This window comes from Blautia sp. MSK.18.38 (genome assembly GCF_024460535.1).
Lineage (GTDB): Bacteria > Bacillota > Clostridia > Lachnospirales > Lachnospiraceae > Blautia_A > Blautia_A fusiformis.
Window position 1 is genome coordinate 26,219 of the sequence record NZ_JANFYP010000006.1, and the last position, 20,516, is coordinate 46,734.

The following is a 20,516-nucleotide window of genomic DNA, read 5'->3' on the forward strand; positions in this document are numbered from 1 at the left end:
TTAAAGTGTTTATAACAAAAAAATCAAAAGCCCTCGAAGTTGCAGCTTCCAGGGCTTTCTTCTTATTTCATTTTTTATTACAGTGGACAAGGAATCATCAGGTCAGAGCTCCGCTGTTTGTAGTATAGACGATAATTGTTGATTTTATTACGCAACAGGAATATTCAGTTAGGCTTACGCACAACAGAAAATTCTCATTCAATGCAGAAAGGGGCGGTTTTATGAAGCAGGATACACTGGAGGGCAGAGCAAAAACGAAAAACGGTGTCATTCGATTATGCTTTTCGGTGCTTTGCATTTTATTGGAAGCAGCTTTTATCATTATCGTGATCACAAGGCTGAATGAATATGCGGAGATCGTTAATCTGCTGACTAGAGTCTTTGCAGGAATTCTGGTTCTGGCACTATATGCATCCGATCAGACCTCTTCCATGAAAATGCCGTGGATCATTCTGATACTTGTGTTTCCGATTATGGGTGTAGCACTGTATCTGCTGATCGGATTAAATGGCGGAACCCGTAAAATGCGAGAACGATATGCGGATATCGACAGAAAGCTTCTGCCGCTTCTGCCGGATAATCGGGAAAAACTGGAAAATATCAAAAACAAAATCCCAAAAGCAGGAAATATCAGTGAGTATATTTGGAAAAATGCAGGTTATCCCGTATACCAGAATACGGATATTGTTTATTATGATGAGGCGGTAAAGGGATTAGAAGCACAGTTATCAGCACTGTCAAAGGCTGAAAAGTTTATTTTTATGGAATACCATGCGATAGAAGATGCAGAGGCCTGGAAAAAGATCCAGAAAGTGCTGGAGGAGCGTGTGCAGGCAGGCGTGGAGGTGCGAGTATTTTATGATGATATGGGCTCTATTGGCTTTATTAATACGGATTTCGTAAAAAAGATGGAGCAGATCGGAATCCACTGCCGGGTATTTAATCTTTTTATGCCGGGTCTGAATGTATTTCTGAACAACCGTGATCATCGAAAAATAACCGTGATCGATGGAAAAGTAGCTTTCACAGGCGGCTATAATCTGGCAAATGAATATTTCAATTATACCCATCCCTACGGACAATGGAAGGATACCGGGATCCGTCTTGAAGGCGATGCAGTTCAGTCGCTGACAGCAACATTCCTTGAAATGTGGAATGCAGCCAATGACAGGAATAATAATGAGGATTTCAGCAAATATTTTATAAGATCAGAATATAAGGCAGCTCAGAACGGATTTGTACAGCCTTATGCAGATAGTCCAATGGATGATGAACAGGTAGGAGAGGAAGTTTATATCAGCATGGTCAACAAAGCTGAAAAATACTGCTGGTTTATAACGCCATATCTGATCATTACGGATGAAATGACACATGCGCTGTGTCTTGCTGCAAAGCGGGGGATTGATGTCAGGATCATTACACCGGGAATCCCGGATAAAAAAATGATTTACAGTGTTACACGTTCCTTTTATCATGGACTGGTTAAAAATGGAGTGCGGATCTACGAGTGGACACCTGGCTTCTGTCACGCCAAGATGAGCGTGGCAGATGACTGTATGGCAACATGCGGAACCATAAATCTGGATTACAGAAGTCTTTATCATCATTTTGAAAACGGATGCTTTATGGCAGACAGTCCGGCTGTGTTATCCATAAGAAATGACCTGGAAGAAACAATGAAGGAATGTCGGGAAGTAACAGAACAATACCGTACAGGACGCAGTGCATATCTTCGTCTGGGACAGCTTTTCATGAGATTGTTTGCAGGATTATTGTAAGGAAGAGGTGTAGATCTATGTGTACAGCAGCAACGTATCAGACAAAGGATTTTTATATGGGAAGAACTCTTGACTATGAGTTTTCCTATGGTGAAGAGGTGACCATAACCCCAAGAAATTATGAGTTCGATTTCCGATATGCAGGAAAAGCAAAAACACATTATGCTCTTATAGGAATGGCGTTTGTAGCAGGAGATTATCCGCTTTATTATGATGCGGCTAATGAAAAGGGACTGGGTATGGCAGGACTTAACTTTGTGGGGAATGCGGCATATGCAGATGAAGCGACAGAGGCAGATAAGGATCTTGTCCAGGTGGCGCAATATGAATTTATTCCATGGATCCTTACCCAGTGTGCTTCGGTGGCTGAAGCAAGGAGGATGCTTTCCAATATGAAGCTTATGGGAACACCCTTCAGTGAACAGCTTCCAACGGCACAGCTTCACTGGATGATCGCAGACAAGGAGGAATGCATCGTTGTAGAATCCATGAAAGACGGAATGCACATCTATGACAATCCTGTTGGCGTACTTACAAATAATCCTCCATTCCCCGGTCAGATGTTTGCACTTAACAATTATGCAGGTGTATCCAGAAAGCAGCCGGAAAGTACATTTGCAGGAGTGCTGGAGCTGGATCCATACAGCAGAGGAATGGGCGGAATGGGAATTCCGGGAGATCTTTCAAGCCAGTCAAGATTTGTAAAGGTTGCATTTACAAAATTAAACGCAATATCCGGAGATGGGGAAAACGAAAGTGTCAGCCAGTTTTTCCATATTTTAGGCTCTGTTGATCAGCAGCGGGGATGCTGTGAGGTATCAGAGGGCGCATATGAGATCACGATCTATACTTCATGCTGCAACACGACAAAGGGAATTTATTATTATACCACATATGATAATCACCAGATAACCGCAGTAGATATGTATGCGGAAAACCTTGATTCAGACAAGCTGATCCGTTATCCGATCATATTAAACGGTGAGATCCGATGGCATAATAAATAAGAACAGGATTTTTACAGAAGATAATGAGATAGGAAGATGGAAAATTATTCAATAGTATTCAGCAGCTTAACCGGTAATACAAAAAGCTGCCAGTCAGCCGATCGCAGTGTATACAGAGATTTGACTTTACAGCAGAGAAAAATATCAAGTATAATACTATAGCATTATTAAAAATCCCTTCCGGGAAAACAGAAAAACCACAATGATAAAGGAATATAACAAATGAGTATTTTAAATGTAGAACACCTGACTCACGGGTTTGGAGACAGAGCGATTTTCGAAGATGTGTCTTTTCGGCTTCTTAAGGGAGAACACATCGGACTTGTAGGCGCTAATGGCGAAGGAAAGTCCACATTTATGAGTATCGTGACTGGAAAACTGATGCCGGATGAGGGCAAGGTAGAGTGGGCAAAAAATGTCCACGCAGGCTATCTGGATCAGCATGCAGTTCTGGAAAAGGGGATGACCATCGGCCAGGTGCTGAAATCCGCTTTTGATCCTCTTCTCAAAAAAGAAGAACGGATGAACGAGATCTGCGACAAGCTGGGAACTGCAGATCCTGACGAGATGGATGGTCTGATGGAAGAGCTTGGAACGATCCAGGACGAACTGACACTTCACGATTTTTATGCGATCGATGCCAAAGTGGAGGAGGTTGCCAGAGCTCTGGGCCTTCTGGATCTTGGGCTTGACCGTGATGTTACGGATCTAAGCGGCGGACAGAGAACCAAGGTACTTCTTGCGAAGCTTCTTCTCGAGAAGCCAGATATCCTGCTTCTGGATGAGCCTACCAACTATCTGGATGAGGAGCATATTGCATGGCTGAAAAGATATCTTCTGGATTATGAGAATGCCTTTATCCTTATTTCCCACGATATTCCCTTCCTGAATTCTGTAGTTAACATTATCTATCACATGGAAAATCAGGAACTGAACCGTTATGTAGGAGATTACGATCATTTTCAGGAGGTCTATGCGGTCAAGAAGGCACAGCTGGAGGCTGCTTACCGCAAACAGCAGCAGGAGATCAGTGAGCTGAAGGATTTCGTAGCAAGGAATAAGGCACGTGTTTCCACAAGAAACATGGCTATGTCCCGCCAGAAAAAGCTGGACAAGATGGATGTGATCGAGCTGGCAGCAGAGAAGCCGAAGCCGGAGTTCAAATTCCGTTATGGCCGAACACCAGGAAAGATGCTTTTTGAGACACATGACCTTGTGATCGGTTATGATGAGCCGCTTTCCAAGCCACTGAATTTTACTATGGAGCGAGGACAGAAGATCGCACTGGTGGGAACCAATGGAATAGGAAAAACAACACTTCTTCGAAGCCTTCTTGGACTGATCAAGCCTCTTTCCGGAAGCGTGGAGCAGGGCGAGAACCTTGAAATCGGATATTTTGAGCAGGAAGTTAAAGGTGAGAATCGAACTACCTGTATCGAAGAGCTCTGGCAGGAATTTCCGTCATTTTCCCAGTATGAAGTGCGTTCCGCACTGGCAAAATGCGGCCTGACGACCAAGCATATTGAGAGCCAGGTACGAGTTTTAAGCGGTGGTGAGCAGGCAAAAGTGCGTCTTTGCAAGCTGGTGAACCGTGACACCAATATTCTTCTTCTGGACGAGCCTACCAATCATCTGGATGTAGATGCAAAAGACGAGCTGAAAAAAGCTCTCCGGGAATACCGCGGAAGTATCCTTCTCATCTGCCATGAACCGGAATTTTACCAGGATGTGGTAAATGAAGTCTGGGATATGAGCAAGTGGACAACCAAGATATTCTGATAATGGATATAGATATATGGCAGAAAAGACCGATATAATTCGAAAAGTACAATAAATGGGACATAAAGATGACAGCATAAGGGCAGCAGAGTCTGCCAGACAGAATACAGAGGACAAATAAATGAAAGAAACACAATTGAAAAAATTCAGTATCGTTATGGAGGGCGGCGGTATGCGGGGCTTGTATACAGCCGGTGTGATCGATGTTCTGATGGAAAATGAGATTTACGCAGACAGTGCGGTGGGCGTATCGGCTGGAGCTGTTTTTGGATGCAATTATAAGTCCAGGCAGATCGGAAGAGTTCTTCGCTATAACAAAAAGTACTGCAAGGATAAAAGACTTGCAAGCATCCGGAACTGGATCACCACAGGAGATGTATACAGCCGGGAATTCGGATATTATGAACTGCCCTGGAAACTGGATATTTTTGACCGTCAGACCTACGCAGAAAATCCCATGAAATTTACAGTGGTGTGTACGGACCTGGATACAGGAAAACCGGTGTATCATGAATGTCCCAACGGAGATGTGGAGGATATTGAATGGATGCGCGCATCTGCATCGATCCCGATAGCCTCCCGACCGGTGAAGCTTGGGGGAAAGAGACTTCTGGACGGTGGTGTGTCTGATCCGATCCCGGTTAAGTGGATGCTTTCCAGGGGATACGAAAAAAACGTAGTGGTGCTTACCAGAGATGTGAAGTACCGAAAAAAAGCGAACCCGAAGATGCAGCTTTTTCTGAAAGCAGTATTACATAAATATCCGGCTTTTCTGAAGGATCTGGAGGAACGGCATATCCATTATAATGAAACACTGGAGGAACTGTCTGCTCTGGAAAAAGAGGGTCGCGTTCATATCATCCGTCCGAGCAGTCCCATCCAGGCGGCGATGATCGAGCGTGATGAGAGCAATCTGGAGCGGATCTACCAGACAGGAAGAGCAGATATGAAAAAGGATCTGGAGAAGCTGAAAGCCTACCTGGATTCCTGAATCACAGACCGAAACAAAATTCGACTTATACCCCTTTCTATGTTATGATATTGGATATCATTACAACAGAAAGGGGTATTTTCAATGGGAGAAAAACCTCAGAATATAAAACACAGACATATAAGCCTGGGCGTGCTTGCCCATGTGGATGCAGGAAAGACGACATTATCGGAAGGCCTGCTTTTTAAATGCGGAAGGATCCGGAAAATCGGAAGAGTCGATCACAAGGATGCGTATCTGGATACCTATGAGCTTGAGAGGGAGAGAGGAATCACCATTTTTTCAAAGCAGGCAGTTTTTTCCATGGGGGATATGGAAGTGACACTTCTGGATACGCCGGGGCATGTGGATTTTTCTGCTGAGATGGAGCGTACCCTGCAGGTGCTGGATTATGCGATCCTGGTGATCAACGGAGCAGATGGTGTGCAAGGGCATACACAGACATTGTGGAGACTGCTGACACAGTATAAGATCCCAACATTTCTTTTTGTAAATAAAATGGATCAGGAAGGAACAGACAGGGAAAGACTTCTTGAGGAGCTGAAGAAGAAATTAAGCGGATGCTGTGTGGATTTTAGTGGAGAACTGGAATGCTCCGGTGCAGAAGCAGCAGGGAAAAAGGAGAATCCTGTGGATAACTCCGGGAAATCTCCGTCAGCTGAAGGAATGCAGCTGAAAGACAACGCCAATGAAGCAGAAAAAGAGAATATATTCGAAACGCAGGGCGCTTCTGATAAAATAAATGGAACTGATGATTTTCTGGAAAATATCGCCATGTGTGAGGAGAACCTTCTGGAAAGCTTCCTGGAAACAGGAACGATCACAAAAAAGGACGTGGCAGAGCTGATCTTGGAACGAAAGCTTTTTCCATGCTTTTTTGGATCTGCCTTGAAGATGGAAGGCGTAGATGCTTTTATCCATGGAATGGAGACCTACATGGCAGTACCGTCCTATCCCGCGGAATTCGGAGCCAGGATCTTTAAGATCGCCAGAGATGAGCAGGGAAACCGTCTCACTTATATGAAGATCACCGGCGGCAGCCTGAAGGTTAAGGAGACGCTGACCAATGCAGGAAGAAATGGTATTCCGGCAGATGAAATCTGGGAGGAAAAGGCAGATCAGATCCGTATCTATTCCGGTGCAAAATTTGAAATGCTCAAAGAGGCAGAGGCAGGAACCGTCTGTGCAGTTACAGGTCTTACCGAAACATATCCGGGAGAGGGACTTGGCATTGAGGCGGATTCTGCCATGCCGGTGCTGGAACCGGTACTGAATTATCAGATCATCCTTCCGGAGGGCTGTGACGCTCACAGGATGCTGAAAAGCCTGAAGGAGCTGGAGGAGGAAGAACCGCAGCTTCATATCATGTGGGATGAGCAGCTGGGAGAGATCCACGCCATGCTGATGGGCGAGGTACAGATCGAGATCCTGAAGCATCTGATCTGGGAGCGCTTTCATGTGGCAGTAGAATTTGGAACCGGTAATATCGTATACAAAGAAACCATTGCCGCACCGGTGGAAGGCGTGGGACATTTTGAACCGCTTCGTCATTATGCAGAGGTGCATCTTCTTCTGGAACCGGGAGAGAGAGGAAGCGGACTGCAGTTTTTTACCGCGGCAAATGAAGATCAGCTGGATCGGAACTGGCAGCGGCTGATCCTGACACATCTGGAGGAAAAAGAGCATCTGGGAGTCCTTACCGGATCACCCATCACCGATATGCAGATCACACTTCTCACCGGGCGGGCACATCAGAAGCATACGGAAGGTGGAGATTTCCGGCAGGCGACCTACCGTGCTGTGCGCCAGGGCCTCAAGAAAGCGGAGACAGTTCTTCTGGAACCCTATTACAGCTTCCGACTTGAGGTTCCGGCAGAAAATGTAGGACGTGCCATGACGGATATCCAGAGGATGCAGGGAACCTTTCAGGGGCCGGAAACCCAGGGAGAGCTGTCGGTGATCACAGGAAGTGCGCCGGTGGCAAAAATGAGGGATTATCAGAGCCAGGTAGTTTCCTACACAAGAGGCAGAGGTCATCTGACCTGTACTCTGAAGGGCTATGAACCCTGTCAGGATCAGGAGCAGATCGCAGAGGAGATCGGCTATGATTCCGAGAGAGATCTTGAGAATCCTACAGGCTCTGTATTCTGTGCCCATGGAGCAGGCTTCGTGGTTCCCTGGTATGAGGTAGAAGAATATATGCATCTGGAAGGAGCTCAGCTTTCGGACAGTAATGATGCCTATGAGGATTCCGACAACAGCTTTGCAGGAGTGCGTTCAGTTCAGGGAACAGCCAAAAACAGTCCGGATCACAGAACAGCCAATGCCGGCCGTGGAAAATATACCTCCATGTATGGAAGCTACGAAGAGGAAAAAGAACTGAAGGCAATCTTTGAGAAAACCTTTGGTCCGGTGAGCTCAAAGAAATACAGCAGTAACAGCCGAAGCTTCGGAAATCCGGAAAGCGGAAGCAGCTTTTCCGGGAAGGGAGGCAAAGGTGCAGCAGATTCCGGCCTTCCGGCAAAAACCGGTCACGGCGCCTGGAGAAACAGCAGTCCGGCCATCCACAGAGAGGACTATCTGCTGGTGGACGGCTGCAATATCATATTTGCATGGGAGGATTTAAGAGATCTGGCACAGGCAGACTTTCATGCGGCACAGTCCAGGTTAATGGATATATTAAGCGATTATCAGGGAATCAAGGGCTGCATCCTGATCCTGGTATTTGATGCCTACCGTGTGGAGGGCCATCCGGAGGAAACCTTCCAGTATCATAACATTCATGTTGTCTATACAAAAGAAGCGGAAACTGCAGACCAGTATATTGAACGCACTGTCCATAAAATCGGACGGAAGCATAACGTGACAGTTGCCACATCAGACGGACTGGAGCAGATCATCATTATGGGACAGGGAGCCGCCAGGATCTCAGCGCGCGGATTCAAAGATGAGATCGCTTCCGCAAAACAGCAGATGAGAGAAGAATGGCAGGAGCGCAGGGACAACAGCAAAACCTATCTCTTTGACAGTATGACACCGGAACTGAAATCTCATATGGAAGACATCCGTCTGGGAAGAAAGAAAAAAGAAGAATTATAACAAAAAATATATGCCCTCATTGTGGGCATATTTCACAAAAATAAAAAAACTTTTTGAATTCTTTTGCAAATAAATGGGAAAAGTAGTAAAATAAGGATAGAATCCTCAGTGAGAAGCTCCTTGTCTGGATATATAACCTGGCAGGGAGCTTTCATTAGAGCACAATAAGCGCCAGGATAACAAAAGAAAAGTAAAAAAATGAAAGGAAGTGGAAAAATGTTTGAAACAGGCGAATATGTTGTGTATGGTCGTACCGGCATCTGCCAGGTAACAGGAGTTACCACAATGAGGGTGGATGGTTCCTCCGGCGAGAAGCTTTATTATGTACTGAGGCCCGGAGGAGAAACAGATGGGAAGATATTTACACCGGTGGAAGGTGGAAAGCAGGTGCTTCGCGGAATCATTACGAGGGAAGAAGCGGAGAGGCTTATCGATGAGATCCCATCCATTGAGACACTGAGTATTGAGAATGAGAAATTCCGGGAGGATAGCTACAAGAAATGCATCCGTACCTGTGAATGCAGAGATCTTCTTCGGATCATCAAGACGATCTACGTCAGAAAACAGGCCAGATTATCTCATGGCAAAAAAACAACCGCTACAGACGAGCGGTATCTGAAGCTTGCAGAGGATCATCTCTATTCTGAATTTTCCATGTTACTGGATATCCCCAAAGAACATATGGCAGATTATATTGAACAGCGAGTACACCAGCAGAAGGAAGCCGAAGAACAGGTATGCGCTGTTTGACAAAGCAGAGCGTATCTGCTATGGTATTTCCGGTAACCTTCCAGAAATCCTGTATCTGTGACAGAAGCTTCACAGGAAGTGGAGAACAGATCCAGGATCAGTCTGAATGTTATAAAGAAAAGGAGATGCCAGAGAAATGAGAGAACAGCTTACCCGCAAGGATGTTGAAAAAATAGAGCAGGAGATTGAACACCGTAAACTGGTAGTACGTAAGGAAGCCATTGAGGCGGTCAAGGAGGCACGTGCCCAGGGAGACTTAAGTGAGAACTTTGAGTATTATGCAGCCAAGAAGCATAAGAATCAGAACGAGAGCCGCATCCGTTATCTGGAGAGGATGCTGAAGACGGCATCCATTGTATCCGATGCTTCCAGATCTGACGAAGTGGGAATGGACGATATCGTGGAAGTTCTTTTTGAAGAAGATAATGAGGTGGAGAAGTACAAGCTGGTTACTTCCATCCGCGGAAATTCCATGGAAAACCGTATCAGTATCGAATCGCCTATCGGCAAGGCACTGCGCGGTCATCGTGTAGGAGACCGGGTGGAAGTAAAGGTCAATGATGATTACAGCTATTACCTTGTAATAAAATCCATCGACAAGACCGGATCTGAGGATGAGGAGATCCGCGGATTCTGATCACAGATCGCAGGGCAACTCTGCTCATGAGCATGCAGCTCAGCGGAATGAGAATATCCGCAGCACAAAACACATCATAAGGATAAAAACCACTGTACGATATATAGGACAGAGAGATCCTGACGGGAAATCGGTTTCCCGTAACAGGATCCTCTGTTTTATTTTTTTTACACAGATTTTACATTCCAGTGGGGAAAATTTTACAATAGGCCGCTATTATGAAAATCGTTGAAATGAGAAAAAAGGAAATCAAACATATCAAAAAGAGAAAGTGAAGGAGAGTATTATGGACTTTTTCAGCGTACTGGCATTGCTTGGCGGCCTTGCTATTTTCCTTTATGGAATGAACTTAATGGGAGACGGGCTTGCGAAGGTTGCAGGCGGAAAGCTTGAGCGGATCCTGGAGACACTTACCTCCAATCCCATCAGAGCCGTTCTTCTTGGAATGGGTGTGACTGCAGTGATCCAGTCATCCTCGGCAACTACCGTTATGGTCGTTGGTTTTGTAAACTCGGGAATCATGAAGCTGTCCCAGGTTGTGGGAATCATCATGGGTGCCAATATCGGTACTACCGTAACCTCATGGATCTTAAGTCTTACAGGTATCCAGAGTGATAACTTTATTATCCGGCTTTTTAAGCCGACGTCATTTTCACCGATACTGGCACTGATCGGCGTGGTTCTGATCATGTTTACAAAAAGCCAGAAGAAAAAGGACGTGGGAGCGATCTTTGTAGGCTTTGCGATCCTGATGTATGGAATGAATGCCATGAGCGGAGCTGTGGAACCTCTTGCAGAGGTACCGGAGTTTACCGGAATGCTGGTGAAATTCTCCAATCCGATCCTTGGAGTTGTGGCCGGAGCAGTGCTGACAGCGATCATCCAGTCGTCCTCCGCATCGGTTGGTATCCTCCAGGCACTGTGCCTTACCGGAATGGTACCGTTCAGTGCAGCACTTCCTATTATCATGGGACAGAATATCGGTACCTGTATCACTGCGATCCTTTCAGCCATCGGAGCCAGCAAAAACGCAAAACGTGCGGCTATGGTCCATCTGTATTTCAATCTGATCGGAACCATGCTGTTCATGGCAGTATTTTATGCGATAAATGCAGCAGTACATTTTTCATTTATGGCACAGGCAGCGACTCCGGCCGGGATCGCGATCCTGCACAGTGCCTTCAATATCACGGCAACTCTTGTTCTTCTTCCGTTTGGAAAGGCTCTGGAGAAGCTTGCCTGTCTTACTATCCGCGACAGGAAGGAAGAGGAGGAGAAGGTGGCAGCAGATCCGGATTTCATGATCCTGGAAAGCCGTTTTCTGGAGAAACCTGCATTTGCAGTTGAGCAGAGCAGGAATGCAGCGAAAAAAATGGCAGAGGATTCTCACAGAACTCTGTTTACCGCCCTGGACCTTCTGAAGAATTTCAGCGCAGAAGGAAAGGCTCTGGTGGAAGAAGCAGAGAAAAAGGTAGACCGTTATGAGGATGAACTTGGAACCTATCTTGTAAAACTGAACCAGAAGGATCTTTCCGTTCATGACAGTCATAGTGTTTCCATCATGCTCCACTGTATCGGTGATTTCGAGAGGATTTCCGATCACGGTGTGAACATCATGGAATCCGCACAGGAGCTTTATGAAAAAGGCCTGAAGTTTTCGGATAAGGCGCTGGAAGAGTTACGTGTCATGGAGCATGCGGTGGAAGACATTGTAGATATTGCTTACAAGGTTTACGAAAATCAGGATGTGCAGCTTGCGAGAGAGATCGAGCCACTGGAGGAAGTGATCGATGAACTCAGCAAGGAACTGAAATACCGGCATATCCAGAGACTTCGCGCCGGAGAATGTACTATTGAAATGGGATTCATCCTGTCCGATGTGACTACCAGCCTGGAGCGTGTGGCAGATCACTGTTCCAATATCGGTGTTTGTGTGACACAGGTTCATGAAGATGCTTTTGATACACATCAGCACCTGAAGCAGATCAAACATGGGCCGGACGAAACCTTCTACCGTGCGCTGGAGGTGATCCGGAGTCAGTATCAGCTTCCGGAAATAAAGGATGAGCCGGCGGCAGCCCAGATGGCAGCGGCAGGCAGCCAATAAAAAGATATCGAAATAATGCCATGCCCTGGTTATCTGTATCAGCAGACGGCCAGGGCTTGTGCAGTAAAAAGAAAGCAGTTATACTGAAGGCATGGAACAAAAAAGACCAGACGATTATGAAGTGCCAACGGCAAAAAAAGAACAGAGAGGATATAGAATGATCTACTGTGTGGAAGATGAGAGAAATATCAGAGAGCTTCTTGTCTATACCCTGGAGACAACAGGCTTTGAGGCAGAAGGTTTTGAAACCGGGGCAGAACTTGACACAGCCATGAAAAAAAATCTGCCGGAACTGATCCTGCTGGATATCATGCTCCCGGGTGAAGATGGGTATAATATTTTGAAACGACTGAAAAGTGATACCAGGACCCGGGATATCCCGGTGATCATGGTCACAGCCAAAGAAGCGGAGTTTGACAAGGTAAAAGGTCTGGAGGGCGGCGCAGATGATTACATCACCAAGCCCTTCGGGATGATGGAATTTGTAGCCAGGGTCAAAGCGGTCCTTCGGCGCTGCGCAAGGCAGAGCGAAGAGAGAGAGCTGTACTGTAAGGATCTTCGTGTCAATGTGTCCCGTCACGAAGTCAGCTATCAGGGTGAGGTGAAGGAGCTGACCAGAAAGGAATTCGAGCTTCTGGAATATCTTATGGAGAACAAAGGACTGGTCATGTCCAGAAACCAGATCCTGTGCCATGTGTGGGGCTATGATTTTGACGGAGAAACAAGGACTGTAGATGTTCATGTACGGACTCTTCGACAAAAGCTGGGGGAAGCCGGAAATCTGATCGAGACAGTGCGTGGCGTGGGATACCGGATCGGAGATCATGTATGAAAAAGAAAATTCTGCATCATACAAGCATTATGATCATTTTTGCTGTTCTTGTCACGTTTCTGGCAGCAAGTGTGGTCACCTACAATAAATTAAACACATACATGCAGCGGGGAGTCCGTGAGGAAGCGCAGTATATCTGCCTTGCCATGGATGAGTATGGAGATTCCTTTCTCACAAAAAAGCTTCAGACAGTATCATCAAGTCGTGTGACTCTCATCCGTAAAGACGGAACCGTTCTCTACGATTCTGAGGCCTCTCCGAAAAAACTGGCAAATCACAGTAATCGTCCGGAATTTATACAGGCAGAAAAAAATGGAAAAAGCGAAAGTATCCGTTATTCAGAAACCTTTGCAAAAAAGACCTTTTATTATGCGGCGAAGCTGGATGACGGAAACGTGCTCCGTGTAGGAAAAACCGTAGACTCCATATATTCCACATGGATCTCAAGTCTTGCTGTGCTGGGACTTCTGATGCTCCTGGTACTGATCCTGGAGTTTGTTTTTGCACAGAGACAGACCAGAGAGCTGATCCGTCCGGTCAACGATCTGGATCTGGAGCATCCGCTGAACAATGTGTGCTATGAGGAGCTGCGTCCCCTTCTTGTGCGGGTGGATGAACAGAACCGGCAGATCCGGCAGCAGGTAAAAGAACTGAAGGAGGCAGAGGAGATCCGGAAGGAATTTTCTGCAAATGTTTCCCATGAGCTGAAGACCCCTCTGATGTCCATTTCCGGTTATGCGGAGCTTATGATGAACGGCATGGTTCCGGCAGATCATATACAGGAATTTTCCGGAAGGATCTACCATGAATCAATAAGACTTTCCAATCTGGTAGCGGATATCATCCAGCTTTCCAGACTGGATGAAAGCAACAGTGAGGTTCCTTTTGAAGAGGTGGATCTTTATGAGCTTGCGGAAGACGTAAGAAATAATCTCAGACATCCTGCCGGAAAGAAAAATATTTTCCTTGAGCTTGCCGGAAGTGCAGAGAAGATCAAGGGTGTCCGCCATGTACTCTATGAGATGCTTTTTAATATTGCAGACAATGCAGTTCGCTATACAGAACAGAATGGTCATGTGCGGATCATGGTAGGCAACCGGAAAGGGCATCCGTTCTACTGTGTGGCAGATGACGGGATCGGAATCCCGAAAAGTGAACAGGGAAGGATCTTTGAGCGCTTTTACCGGGTAGATAAAAGCCATTCCAGACAGACCGGCGGAACAGGTCTGGGGCTTTCCATTGTGAAGCATGGAGCAACGCTTCATCATGCACAGATCAACGTGGAAAGTGAACAGGGAGTTGGAACCAGGATGGAGATCGTTTTCCCGGAGAATACTTCTGACCGAAAATAAACTGAAAATAATCAGTAGGATTTCACGGTGAAGTGTAGTATAATAAAAAAAGGTTCAAAGGCCGGTCGGATGAGAATCTGACCGGCTTAAACTATGTATGGGAAAAAATCCCTGTATTTCTAAAAATCAGGAGGAACAAAATTATGAAAGAGCCGGTTCTGGTAGTAATGGCAGCAGGAATGGGAAGCCGCTACGGCGGACTGAAACAGATCGATCCTGTAGATCAGGAAGGTCATATCATCATGGATTTTTCCATTTATGATGCCGTACGTGCAGGCTTTAAGAAAGTGATATTCATCATAAAAAAAGAGAATGAACAGGATTTCCGCGATGCCATCGGCGACCGCTTAAGTGACAAGGTGGAGATCGTTTATGTGCATCAGGATCTCAACAACATCCCGGAAGGCTTCCAGGTTCCGGAAGGCCGTGTGAAGCCATGGGGAACCGGACATGCGGTATTAAGCTGTGCCGGAGAGATCGACGGACCGTTTGTGGTGATCAATGCAGATGATTATTATGGAACCCATGCCTTTAAGATGGCGTATGATTTCCTGATCCAGGCCCAGGAGGACACCGTACCTGCCCAGTATATGATGGTAGGCTACCGTCTTGAGAATACCCTGACAGACAACGGCTACGTTTCCAGAGGTGTCTGTGAGACAGATGAAAATGGATATCTTGCAGATATCAATGAGCGAACACACATTGAGAAACGTGACGGCGGAGCAGCCTACACAGAGGACGATGGAAAAACCTGGACAAGTCTCCCGGGAGAGACTCCGGTATCCATGAACATGTGGGGATTCACCGGCGGATTTATGAAAGAGCTGGTAAAACGCTTCCCGGTATTCCTTGAAAAGAGCATCCCGGAAAATCCTCTGAAATGCGAATATTTCCTTCCGTTTGTAGTTGACGAGCTCCTCCAGGAAAAAAAGGCAGCAGTCAGGGTCCTTACCACACAGGATAAATGGTACGGAGTGACCTATAAAGAGGACAAACCGGTAGTGGTAGCCGCGATCCAGAATCTGAAGGATCAGGGACTTTATCCGCAGGGACTCTGGGATTAAGTAGTAAACCTGGTTTTCTGCTATTGTGGAAACAAAGGAACAGTGCTAAAATAAACAGGAACAGTTAGATCCAATAGAGGAGGAGAAAAACTATGGCAATTTTAGTAACAGGTGGAGCAGGATACATTGGAAGTCATACCGTTGTCGAGCTGCAGAGCGCAGGATATGATGTTGTAGTAGTTGACAATTTATGCAATTCCAGTGAGAAGGCTCTGGACAGAGTATCCAAGATCACAGGCAAACCGGTGAAATTCTATAAAGCAGATATCCTGGACCGCGAAGCATTAAATGAAGTTTTTGACAAAGAAGAGATCGACTCCTGTATTCATTTTGCAGGACTGAAAGCAGTTGGTGAATCTGTTGCCAAGCCGTGGGAGTATTATGAGAACAATATCGCAGGAACCCTTACTCTTGTAGACGTGATGAGAAAACATAATGTTAAAAATATTATTTTCTCTTCCTCAGCAACCGTATACGGAGATCCGGCAATGATCCCGATCACCGAGGAGTGCCCGAAGGGACAGTGTACCAACCCATATGGCTGGACCAAATCCATGCTGGAGCAGATCCTTACAGACATCCAGAAGGCAGACCCGGAGTGGAACGTAGTTCTTCTTCGTTACTTCAACCCGATCGGTGCTCATAAGAGCGGAACCATCGGTGAGAATCCAAATGGTATCCCGAACAACCTGATGCCATATATCACACAGGTAGCAGTAGGCAAGCTGAAAGAGCTTGGCGTATTCGGAAACGATTACGATACACCGGATGGAACAGGTGTCCGTGACTACATCCACGTAGTAGACCTTGCCAAGGGCCATGTAAAAGCCCTTAAGAAGCTGGAAGACAATTCCGGATTAAGCATCTACAACCTTGGAACCGGAAAAGGCTACAGTGTTCTTGATATCGTTAAGAACTTTGAGGCAGCTACCGGCGTCAAGATCCCATATGTGATCAAACCACGCCGCCCAGGCGACATCGCAACCTGCTACTCCGATGCAACCAAAGCTGAGAAAGAGCTTGGCTGGAAGGCAGAGAACGGAATCCGCGAGATGTGTGCAGACTCCTGGAGATGGCAGAGCCAGAACCCTAATGGATATGAGGCTTAAGGAACAGAAAGCTTAATTACATAAAAACATAAAAGCGATATAAAACACGGCAGACAGCCCCGGAGGGATGTCTGCCGTGTTGTTTTTTTGAGGGTAAAAAAGTCGCTTATCATTTCCATAAGCGACAAGCAAGCCGGAAACCCGTATAAATGCGGACTTCCGGCCTGCTTTGACCATAATTCTGACTGCTAATAGTTTAGCTTTTCCATGCACTTCTGCTTTTGTTTTATGCTGCTGTGCACATAAATATCCATGGTGATCTTGACGGACGAATGTCCCAGAATTTCAGAAAGTGTCTTGCTGTCAAATCCCATTTCCGTACAACGGGTGGCAAAAGCATGCCGGAGAGAATGAATGTTGATACTGGGGATTTCACATTGCTGAAGGAGCTTCTGGAATTTACGCTGTATATTTCTGGGCTCCATACATTTACGATTCGTACCCGTCAGCAGGTATGAATCAGGTTCAGCAGCAATCCGCTTCATTTTTTTCAATAAAAAATCAGGGATTGGAATATCCCTGATGGATGAGACTGATTTAGGAGGACCTATCATTAAAACGGTTTTGGGTTCGTCATCAGATTCACCAGAATAATCAAGATTTTTTATCCGTGAGATCGTTCGCCTTATATGTAGCAGCTTTTTATCAAAATCAATATCTTCCCAACGGATGCCGCTGAGCTCGCCAACGCGGATCCCTGTATAAATACATAGCAGGATGCCGATGGGAAATTCTGAGTCCTCAGCAGAGAGAACGGTGATCAGCTTTGTGAGATGTTCATGAGAAATAAGCTGAAAAGGACTGGTATTTATTTTGGGATACCGAAATTCAAGCTGTGAAAGATTCAGATACCCCTGTTTTTCACCATAGCGTAAAATGCTGTGGAACAGGATCAGAAGATTTTTGATGGTACGTGGCGAAAGCCCCTGCCGTTTCAGCTTTTCAGAGAAGGCATATACAGAAGCAGAAGAAATGTATCTCAGCGGCATATCACCAAATTCCGGAAGGATATGTGTATCAAGAAGTGTTTCGTAGCAGGCATAGGTGCTGAGCTTTACAGCGTAACGCATGGATAACATCCATTCTTCACTGAGGTTTCGAAATACATAACACTTTCCCGGAGAGTTTTGAAGATTATTCTGACATAAAATAGCCAGCTTTTTCTTTTTTACAGCCTCGTATGTACGACCATACAGATATCCGTACTGGATCCGTCCATTCTGGTCACGACATTTTTCATAGCGTGCTTCCCATCGGCCATCTTTTCTTTTTCTGATATTTTCCCCTTTTCTAGGCATAATCGTAGTCTCCTTTTCGCACTATTATAGCAAAAGTCTGACCATTTTTGTGACCACTAATAAGCGAAAAAAAGGAAAATTTGTCGTATATAAAAAAATTTAACCGAAAAAACCTGCATTTTTGGTCGAAAGTGGTGCATTTTTCGTATCTTGACAGTGACAGGGTGCAATGCTATCATTGATTAAGATTCAAAAACTATGCAATTTGAGAGAAAATCACCTGTCGCTTATGGAAATGATAAGTGACAAAAATAATAATTTAGATAAGTTATATTATAATGATTTTTCTTTGCAAAAAACGGAGAACCAAAATGAAAGAACCGGAAACCGGCAAAAAAGAAAACACCGGAAAAAGCGGCTACAGCATCACTACCTGGCGACTGCATCTCTGGTGCAGACATCCGGAATGGCTGCGGACCACGCAGGAATTTTATAACCGGATCGCTGAATTTTATTACAACCTGCTTCTGGATCATACGGATCTCTGGGAACTGGGAAGCCAGCAGACTTTGCGCGAGCTGGAGATCATGAGCATTCCGGGACGAGGCGGACGCATACCATCAGATCCCCTCCCCTGGCAAAAGGTTCCACTGTATTTTCGAAGAGCAGCAGCCAATGAAGGAATTGCTTCAGCCAAAAGCTATCTCAGCCGTTTTGCCCAGGATGAGAAGATCGGCAGAGCCGAGAAACTAAATGCAGCAGTTACCTATTACAAAGGAATGTATCAGGATTTTTCCGCTAAAGAGATCACGTTGCGTGTCTGGACAGGAGACACATGGACCTGGATGCATTGCCGGCTGTCAGGCAGAGACTTTCCGGAAAACGCCAGACTCATGTCACCATCCGTAGTTTTTGAATACAAATATGACATGCTGCATGTTCCAGTACGTCAGAACAATGAAAATACAGCAACCGTACGTCAGAGGATGCAGGCAGGATGCAGGATACTCTGTATTCAGTTTACAAACAGTGATGCCTTTGCGGTAGGCGTTGTTCTGGACGGAACCGGTCAGGAGATCGCAGTGAAGTTCTGGAAAGGCGGAAAGGAATACAGGCACCATTGCAGAAAGCTTCTGGAAAAGATCCAGAAGTCCCAGGAAGCAACCGGAGGCAGACAGACAGGCAGAGTTGATCAGAAATACTGGATGCATCTGAAACATCTTTCTGAACACTATGGACACCAGGTCACAAGCCAGATCTTACGTTTTGCTGTAGAGCAGGACGTTTCTGTGATCGTACTTCCACGTTATAACCAGGAATATTCCAGAAACGTCATGAAAGGCTCAGGAAACTGGGGCCCGCTCCACTTAAGCACCAGGATTCGCCAGTACCTGGACTACAAAGCCTGGAAAAACGGAATCATTGTTATCGAAGTCCACGCCACCGGCATCAGCAAAATTTGTGCAAAGTGTGGTGCAGAAATCATTCGGACTGACACCAGAACAGAACTATGCTGCTGTGCCAACGGACACCAGACGAATCGGTATCTGAATGCTGTGAGAAATCTCGGGAAAAAGTGCCTGACACAGTTTGGACGCAGAGCATGAAGGGAAGAACAAAGGAAACAGAATATCAGTATGAAAAGCGAGCAGGTGGATTGACCTTATGGCATGTCAGAAAACAGATGTCATAAAGTCAGTGCATCGGCTTTGCCGTGCTGACAAAAAGAAAGCGAAAGCAAAACACGGTGTATATCAGTGATAAACACCGTCGGGTTGAATACCGCCTGTCGTGTGTGTACCTGAAGAAGGTGTGGGCACGGCGAAGAATGTGCCGGCTTTTGAGTTGGGGAGTGTATTCGAAGTTATGAAAAATAAAAACTTGCATATGGAGGATGAATAGAAAAAAGAGAGAAAGCATGTAAGGAAATATTGAAATGACGAAGAATACGCCTACAGTAAAAATTATAGTAGCAACACATAAAAAATATGAAATGCCTCAAGATGCAATGTATCTTCCACTGCATGTTGGCGCAGAGGGAAAAACAGATCAGAATGGAAATCCGCTGGATTTAGGGTATCAAAAAGATAATACAGGAGAAAACATTTCAAACAAAAACGCTGCGTATTGTGAGCTTACAGGCTTATATTGGGCGTGGAAAAATCTTGACACGGATTATACAGGATTGGCACATTACAGACGCCATTTTGGAAAGAAAACCAAGGCACCATTTGAAGGTGTTCTTACGTATAATGAGCTGCGCCCAATGTTGGAAAAATATAAAATTTTTGTACCTAAAAAAAGAAAGTATTATATAGAAACCTTATATTCCCATTATGAACATACACATTATGCATCTCAATTAGATATCACCAGAGAGATAATCGCTGAAAAATATCCCGACTATCTGAAAAGTTATGATGAAGTTGTAAAACACACTTACGGATATATGTTCAATATGATGATCATGCAAAAAAGATATCTGAATGATTATTGTGAATGGTTATTTGATATTCTCTTCGAGTTAGAAAAACGCATCGATCCACAGGAATTATCAGCATTTCAGGGGCGATTTTATGGAAGAGTAAGCGAGATAATATTTAATGTGTGGCTTGATGGTGAGATTAAACTAGGAAAAATTAAGAAAAATGAGATTAAAGAGTTGCCTTACCAGCATATGGAAAAGATTAATTGGTGGAAAAAGAGTACAGCGTTTTTAAAAGCTAAGTTTGTTGGAAAAAGATATGAAGGGAGCTTTTAAATAAGAGGA

Annotated in this window: 16 protein-coding genes; 15 read left to right on the top strand and 1 reads right to left on the bottom strand. The window is 45.3% G+C overall.

Going from position 1 to position 20,516, the window contains the following annotated elements; translation table 11 throughout:
• Positions 1–221: 221 nt before the first annotated feature.
• The 13 genes from cls (at position 222) to galE (ending at position 16,508) form a co-directional block, all read left to right on the top strand.
• Positions 222–1,778 carry a cardiolipin synthase gene (gene cls, locus NE638_RS05380; RefSeq protein ID WP_173745881.1) on the top strand — a complete coding sequence of 519 codons (1,557 nt, stop codon included), beginning with the start codon at positions 222–224 and terminating at the stop codon, positions 1,776–1,778.
• Between the two features lie 17 nt (positions 1,779–1,795).
• Positions 1,796–2,785, top strand: a complete 990-nt coding sequence (gene bsh / locus NE638_RS05385; RefSeq protein ID WP_173745882.1) for a choloylglycine hydrolase — start codon at positions 1,796–1,798, stop codon at positions 2,783–2,785.
• Between the two features lie 222 nt (positions 2,786–3,007).
• Entirely contained in the window at positions 3,008–4,564 is a 1,557-nt protein-coding gene (locus NE638_RS05390) for an ABC-F family ATP-binding cassette domain-containing protein (RefSeq protein WP_021652255.1), read from the top strand.
• A gap of 121 nt (positions 4,565–4,685) precedes the next feature.
• Entirely contained in the window at positions 4,686–5,555 is an 870-nt protein-coding gene (locus NE638_RS05395) for a patatin-like phospholipase family protein (protein WP_092068663.1), read from the top strand.
• Between the two features lie 84 nt (positions 5,556–5,639).
• Positions 5,640–8,654, top strand: coding sequence for a translation factor GTPase family protein (locus NE638_RS05400; protein WP_173745883.1), 3,015 nt, complete (start codon positions 5,640–5,642; stop codon positions 8,652–8,654).
• Between the two features lie 216 nt (positions 8,655–8,870).
• Complete coding sequence (locus tag NE638_RS05405; protein WP_022427065.1) at positions 8,871–9,404, top strand: CarD family transcriptional regulator; 534 nt, start codon at positions 8,871–8,873, stop codon at positions 9,402–9,404.
• A complete protein-coding gene (locus tag NE638_RS05410; RefSeq protein ID WP_158526432.1) occupies positions 9,401–9,544 on the top strand; it encodes a hypothetical protein in 144 nt (47 codons plus the stop codon). Before NE638_RS05405 ends, NE638_RS05410 begins: the two co-directional genes overlap by 4 nt.
• Positions 9,541–10,041 carry a transcription elongation factor GreA gene (greA, locus tag NE638_RS05415; protein WP_015527340.1) on the top strand — a complete coding sequence of 167 codons (501 nt, stop codon included), beginning with the start codon at positions 9,541–9,543 and terminating at the stop codon, positions 10,039–10,041. Before NE638_RS05410 ends, greA begins: the two co-directional genes overlap by 4 nt.
• A gap of 286 nt (positions 10,042–10,327) precedes the next feature.
• Positions 10,328–12,148 (top strand): Na/Pi cotransporter family protein, encoded by a 1,821-nt coding sequence (locus NE638_RS05420; protein WP_015527339.1) that lies wholly within the window; start codon positions 10,328–10,330, stop codon positions 12,146–12,148.
• Positions 12,149–12,305: 157 nt separating this feature from the next.
• A complete protein-coding gene (locus tag NE638_RS05425; RefSeq protein WP_173745914.1) occupies positions 12,306–12,980 on the top strand; it encodes a winged helix-turn-helix domain-containing protein in 675 nt (224 codons plus the stop codon).
• Positions 12,977–14,332 (top strand): sensor histidine kinase, encoded by a 1,356-nt coding sequence (locus NE638_RS05430; protein WP_173745884.1) that lies wholly within the window; start codon positions 12,977–12,979, stop codon positions 14,330–14,332. The genes NE638_RS05425 and NE638_RS05430 overlap by 4 nt, the downstream gene beginning before the upstream one ends.
• Positions 14,333–14,475: 143 nt before the next feature.
• Positions 14,476–15,399 carry a sugar phosphate nucleotidyltransferase gene (locus NE638_RS05435; protein ID WP_021652265.1) on the top strand — a complete coding sequence of 308 codons (924 nt, stop codon included), beginning with the start codon at positions 14,476–14,478 and terminating at the stop codon, positions 15,397–15,399.
• A 92-nt stretch (positions 15,400–15,491) separates the two neighbouring features.
• Positions 15,492–16,508: a UDP-glucose 4-epimerase GalE gene (gene galE / locus NE638_RS05440; RefSeq protein ID WP_015527335.1), complete on the top strand. Its 1,017-nt coding sequence runs from the start codon at positions 15,492–15,494 to the stop codon at positions 16,506–16,508.
• A 188-nt stretch (positions 16,509–16,696) separates the two neighbouring features.
• Here the strand turns inward: galE and NE638_RS05445 are convergent, their stop codons facing one another.
• Positions 16,697–17,806, bottom strand: a complete 1,110-nt coding sequence (locus tag NE638_RS05445) for a tyrosine-type recombinase/integrase (RefSeq protein ID WP_173745885.1) — start codon at positions 17,804–17,806, stop codon at positions 16,697–16,699.
• A gap of 311 nt (positions 17,807–18,117) precedes the next feature.
• Between NE638_RS05445 and NE638_RS05450 the strand changes: the two genes are divergently transcribed.
• On the top strand, positions 18,118–19,353 hold the full coding sequence (locus NE638_RS05450; RefSeq protein WP_173745886.1) for a zinc ribbon domain-containing protein: 1,236 nt from the start codon (positions 18,118–18,120) through the stop codon (positions 19,351–19,353).
• A 329-nt stretch (positions 19,354–19,682) separates the two neighbouring features.
• Positions 19,683–20,507, top strand: a complete 825-nt coding sequence (locus tag NE638_RS05455) for a DUF4422 domain-containing protein (protein ID WP_059086096.1) — start codon at positions 19,683–19,685, stop codon at positions 20,505–20,507.
• The last annotated feature ends 9 nt before the right edge of the window (positions 20,508–20,516 follow it).

Bases quoted from the DNA above. Each gene is read 5' to 3' on its own strand.
- cls (WP_173745881.1), top strand. From the start codon at position 222: ATGAAGCAGGATACACTGGAGGGCAGAGCAAAAACGAAAAACGGTGTC.
- bsh (WP_173745882.1), top strand. From the start codon at position 1,796: ATGTGTACAGCAGCAACGTATCAGACAAAGGATTTTTATATGGGAAGA.
- NE638_RS05390 (WP_021652255.1), top strand. From the start codon at position 3,008: ATGAGTATTTTAAATGTAGAACACCTGACTCACGGGTTTGGAGACAGA.
- NE638_RS05395 (WP_092068663.1), top strand. From the start codon at position 4,686: ATGAAAGAAACACAATTGAAAAAATTCAGTATCGTTATGGAGGGCGGC.
- NE638_RS05400 (WP_173745883.1), top strand. From the start codon at position 5,640: ATGGGAGAAAAACCTCAGAATATAAAACACAGACATATAAGCCTGGGC.
- NE638_RS05405 (WP_022427065.1), top strand. From the start codon at position 8,871: ATGTTTGAAACAGGCGAATATGTTGTGTATGGTCGTACCGGCATCTGC.
- greA (WP_015527340.1), top strand. From the start codon at position 9,541: ATGAGAGAACAGCTTACCCGCAAGGATGTTGAAAAAATAGAGCAGGAG.
- NE638_RS05420 (WP_015527339.1), top strand. From the start codon at position 10,328: ATGGACTTTTTCAGCGTACTGGCATTGCTTGGCGGCCTTGCTATTTTC.
- NE638_RS05425 (WP_173745914.1), top strand. From the start codon at position 12,306: ATGATCTACTGTGTGGAAGATGAGAGAAATATCAGAGAGCTTCTTGTC.
- NE638_RS05430 (WP_173745884.1), top strand. From the start codon at position 12,977: ATGAAAAAGAAAATTCTGCATCATACAAGCATTATGATCATTTTTGCT.
- NE638_RS05435 (WP_021652265.1), top strand. From the start codon at position 14,476: ATGAAAGAGCCGGTTCTGGTAGTAATGGCAGCAGGAATGGGAAGCCGC.
- galE (WP_015527335.1), top strand. From the start codon at position 15,492: ATGGCAATTTTAGTAACAGGTGGAGCAGGATACATTGGAAGTCATACC.
- NE638_RS05445 (WP_173745885.1), bottom strand. From the start codon at position 17,806: ATGCCTAGAAAAGGGGAAAATATCAGAAAAAGAAAAGATGGCCGATGG.
- NE638_RS05450 (WP_173745886.1), top strand. From the start codon at position 18,118: ATGAAAGAACCGGAAACCGGCAAAAAAGAAAACACCGGAAAAAGCGGC.
- NE638_RS05455 (WP_059086096.1), top strand. From the start codon at position 19,683: ATGACGAAGAATACGCCTACAGTAAAAATTATAGTAGCAACACATAAA.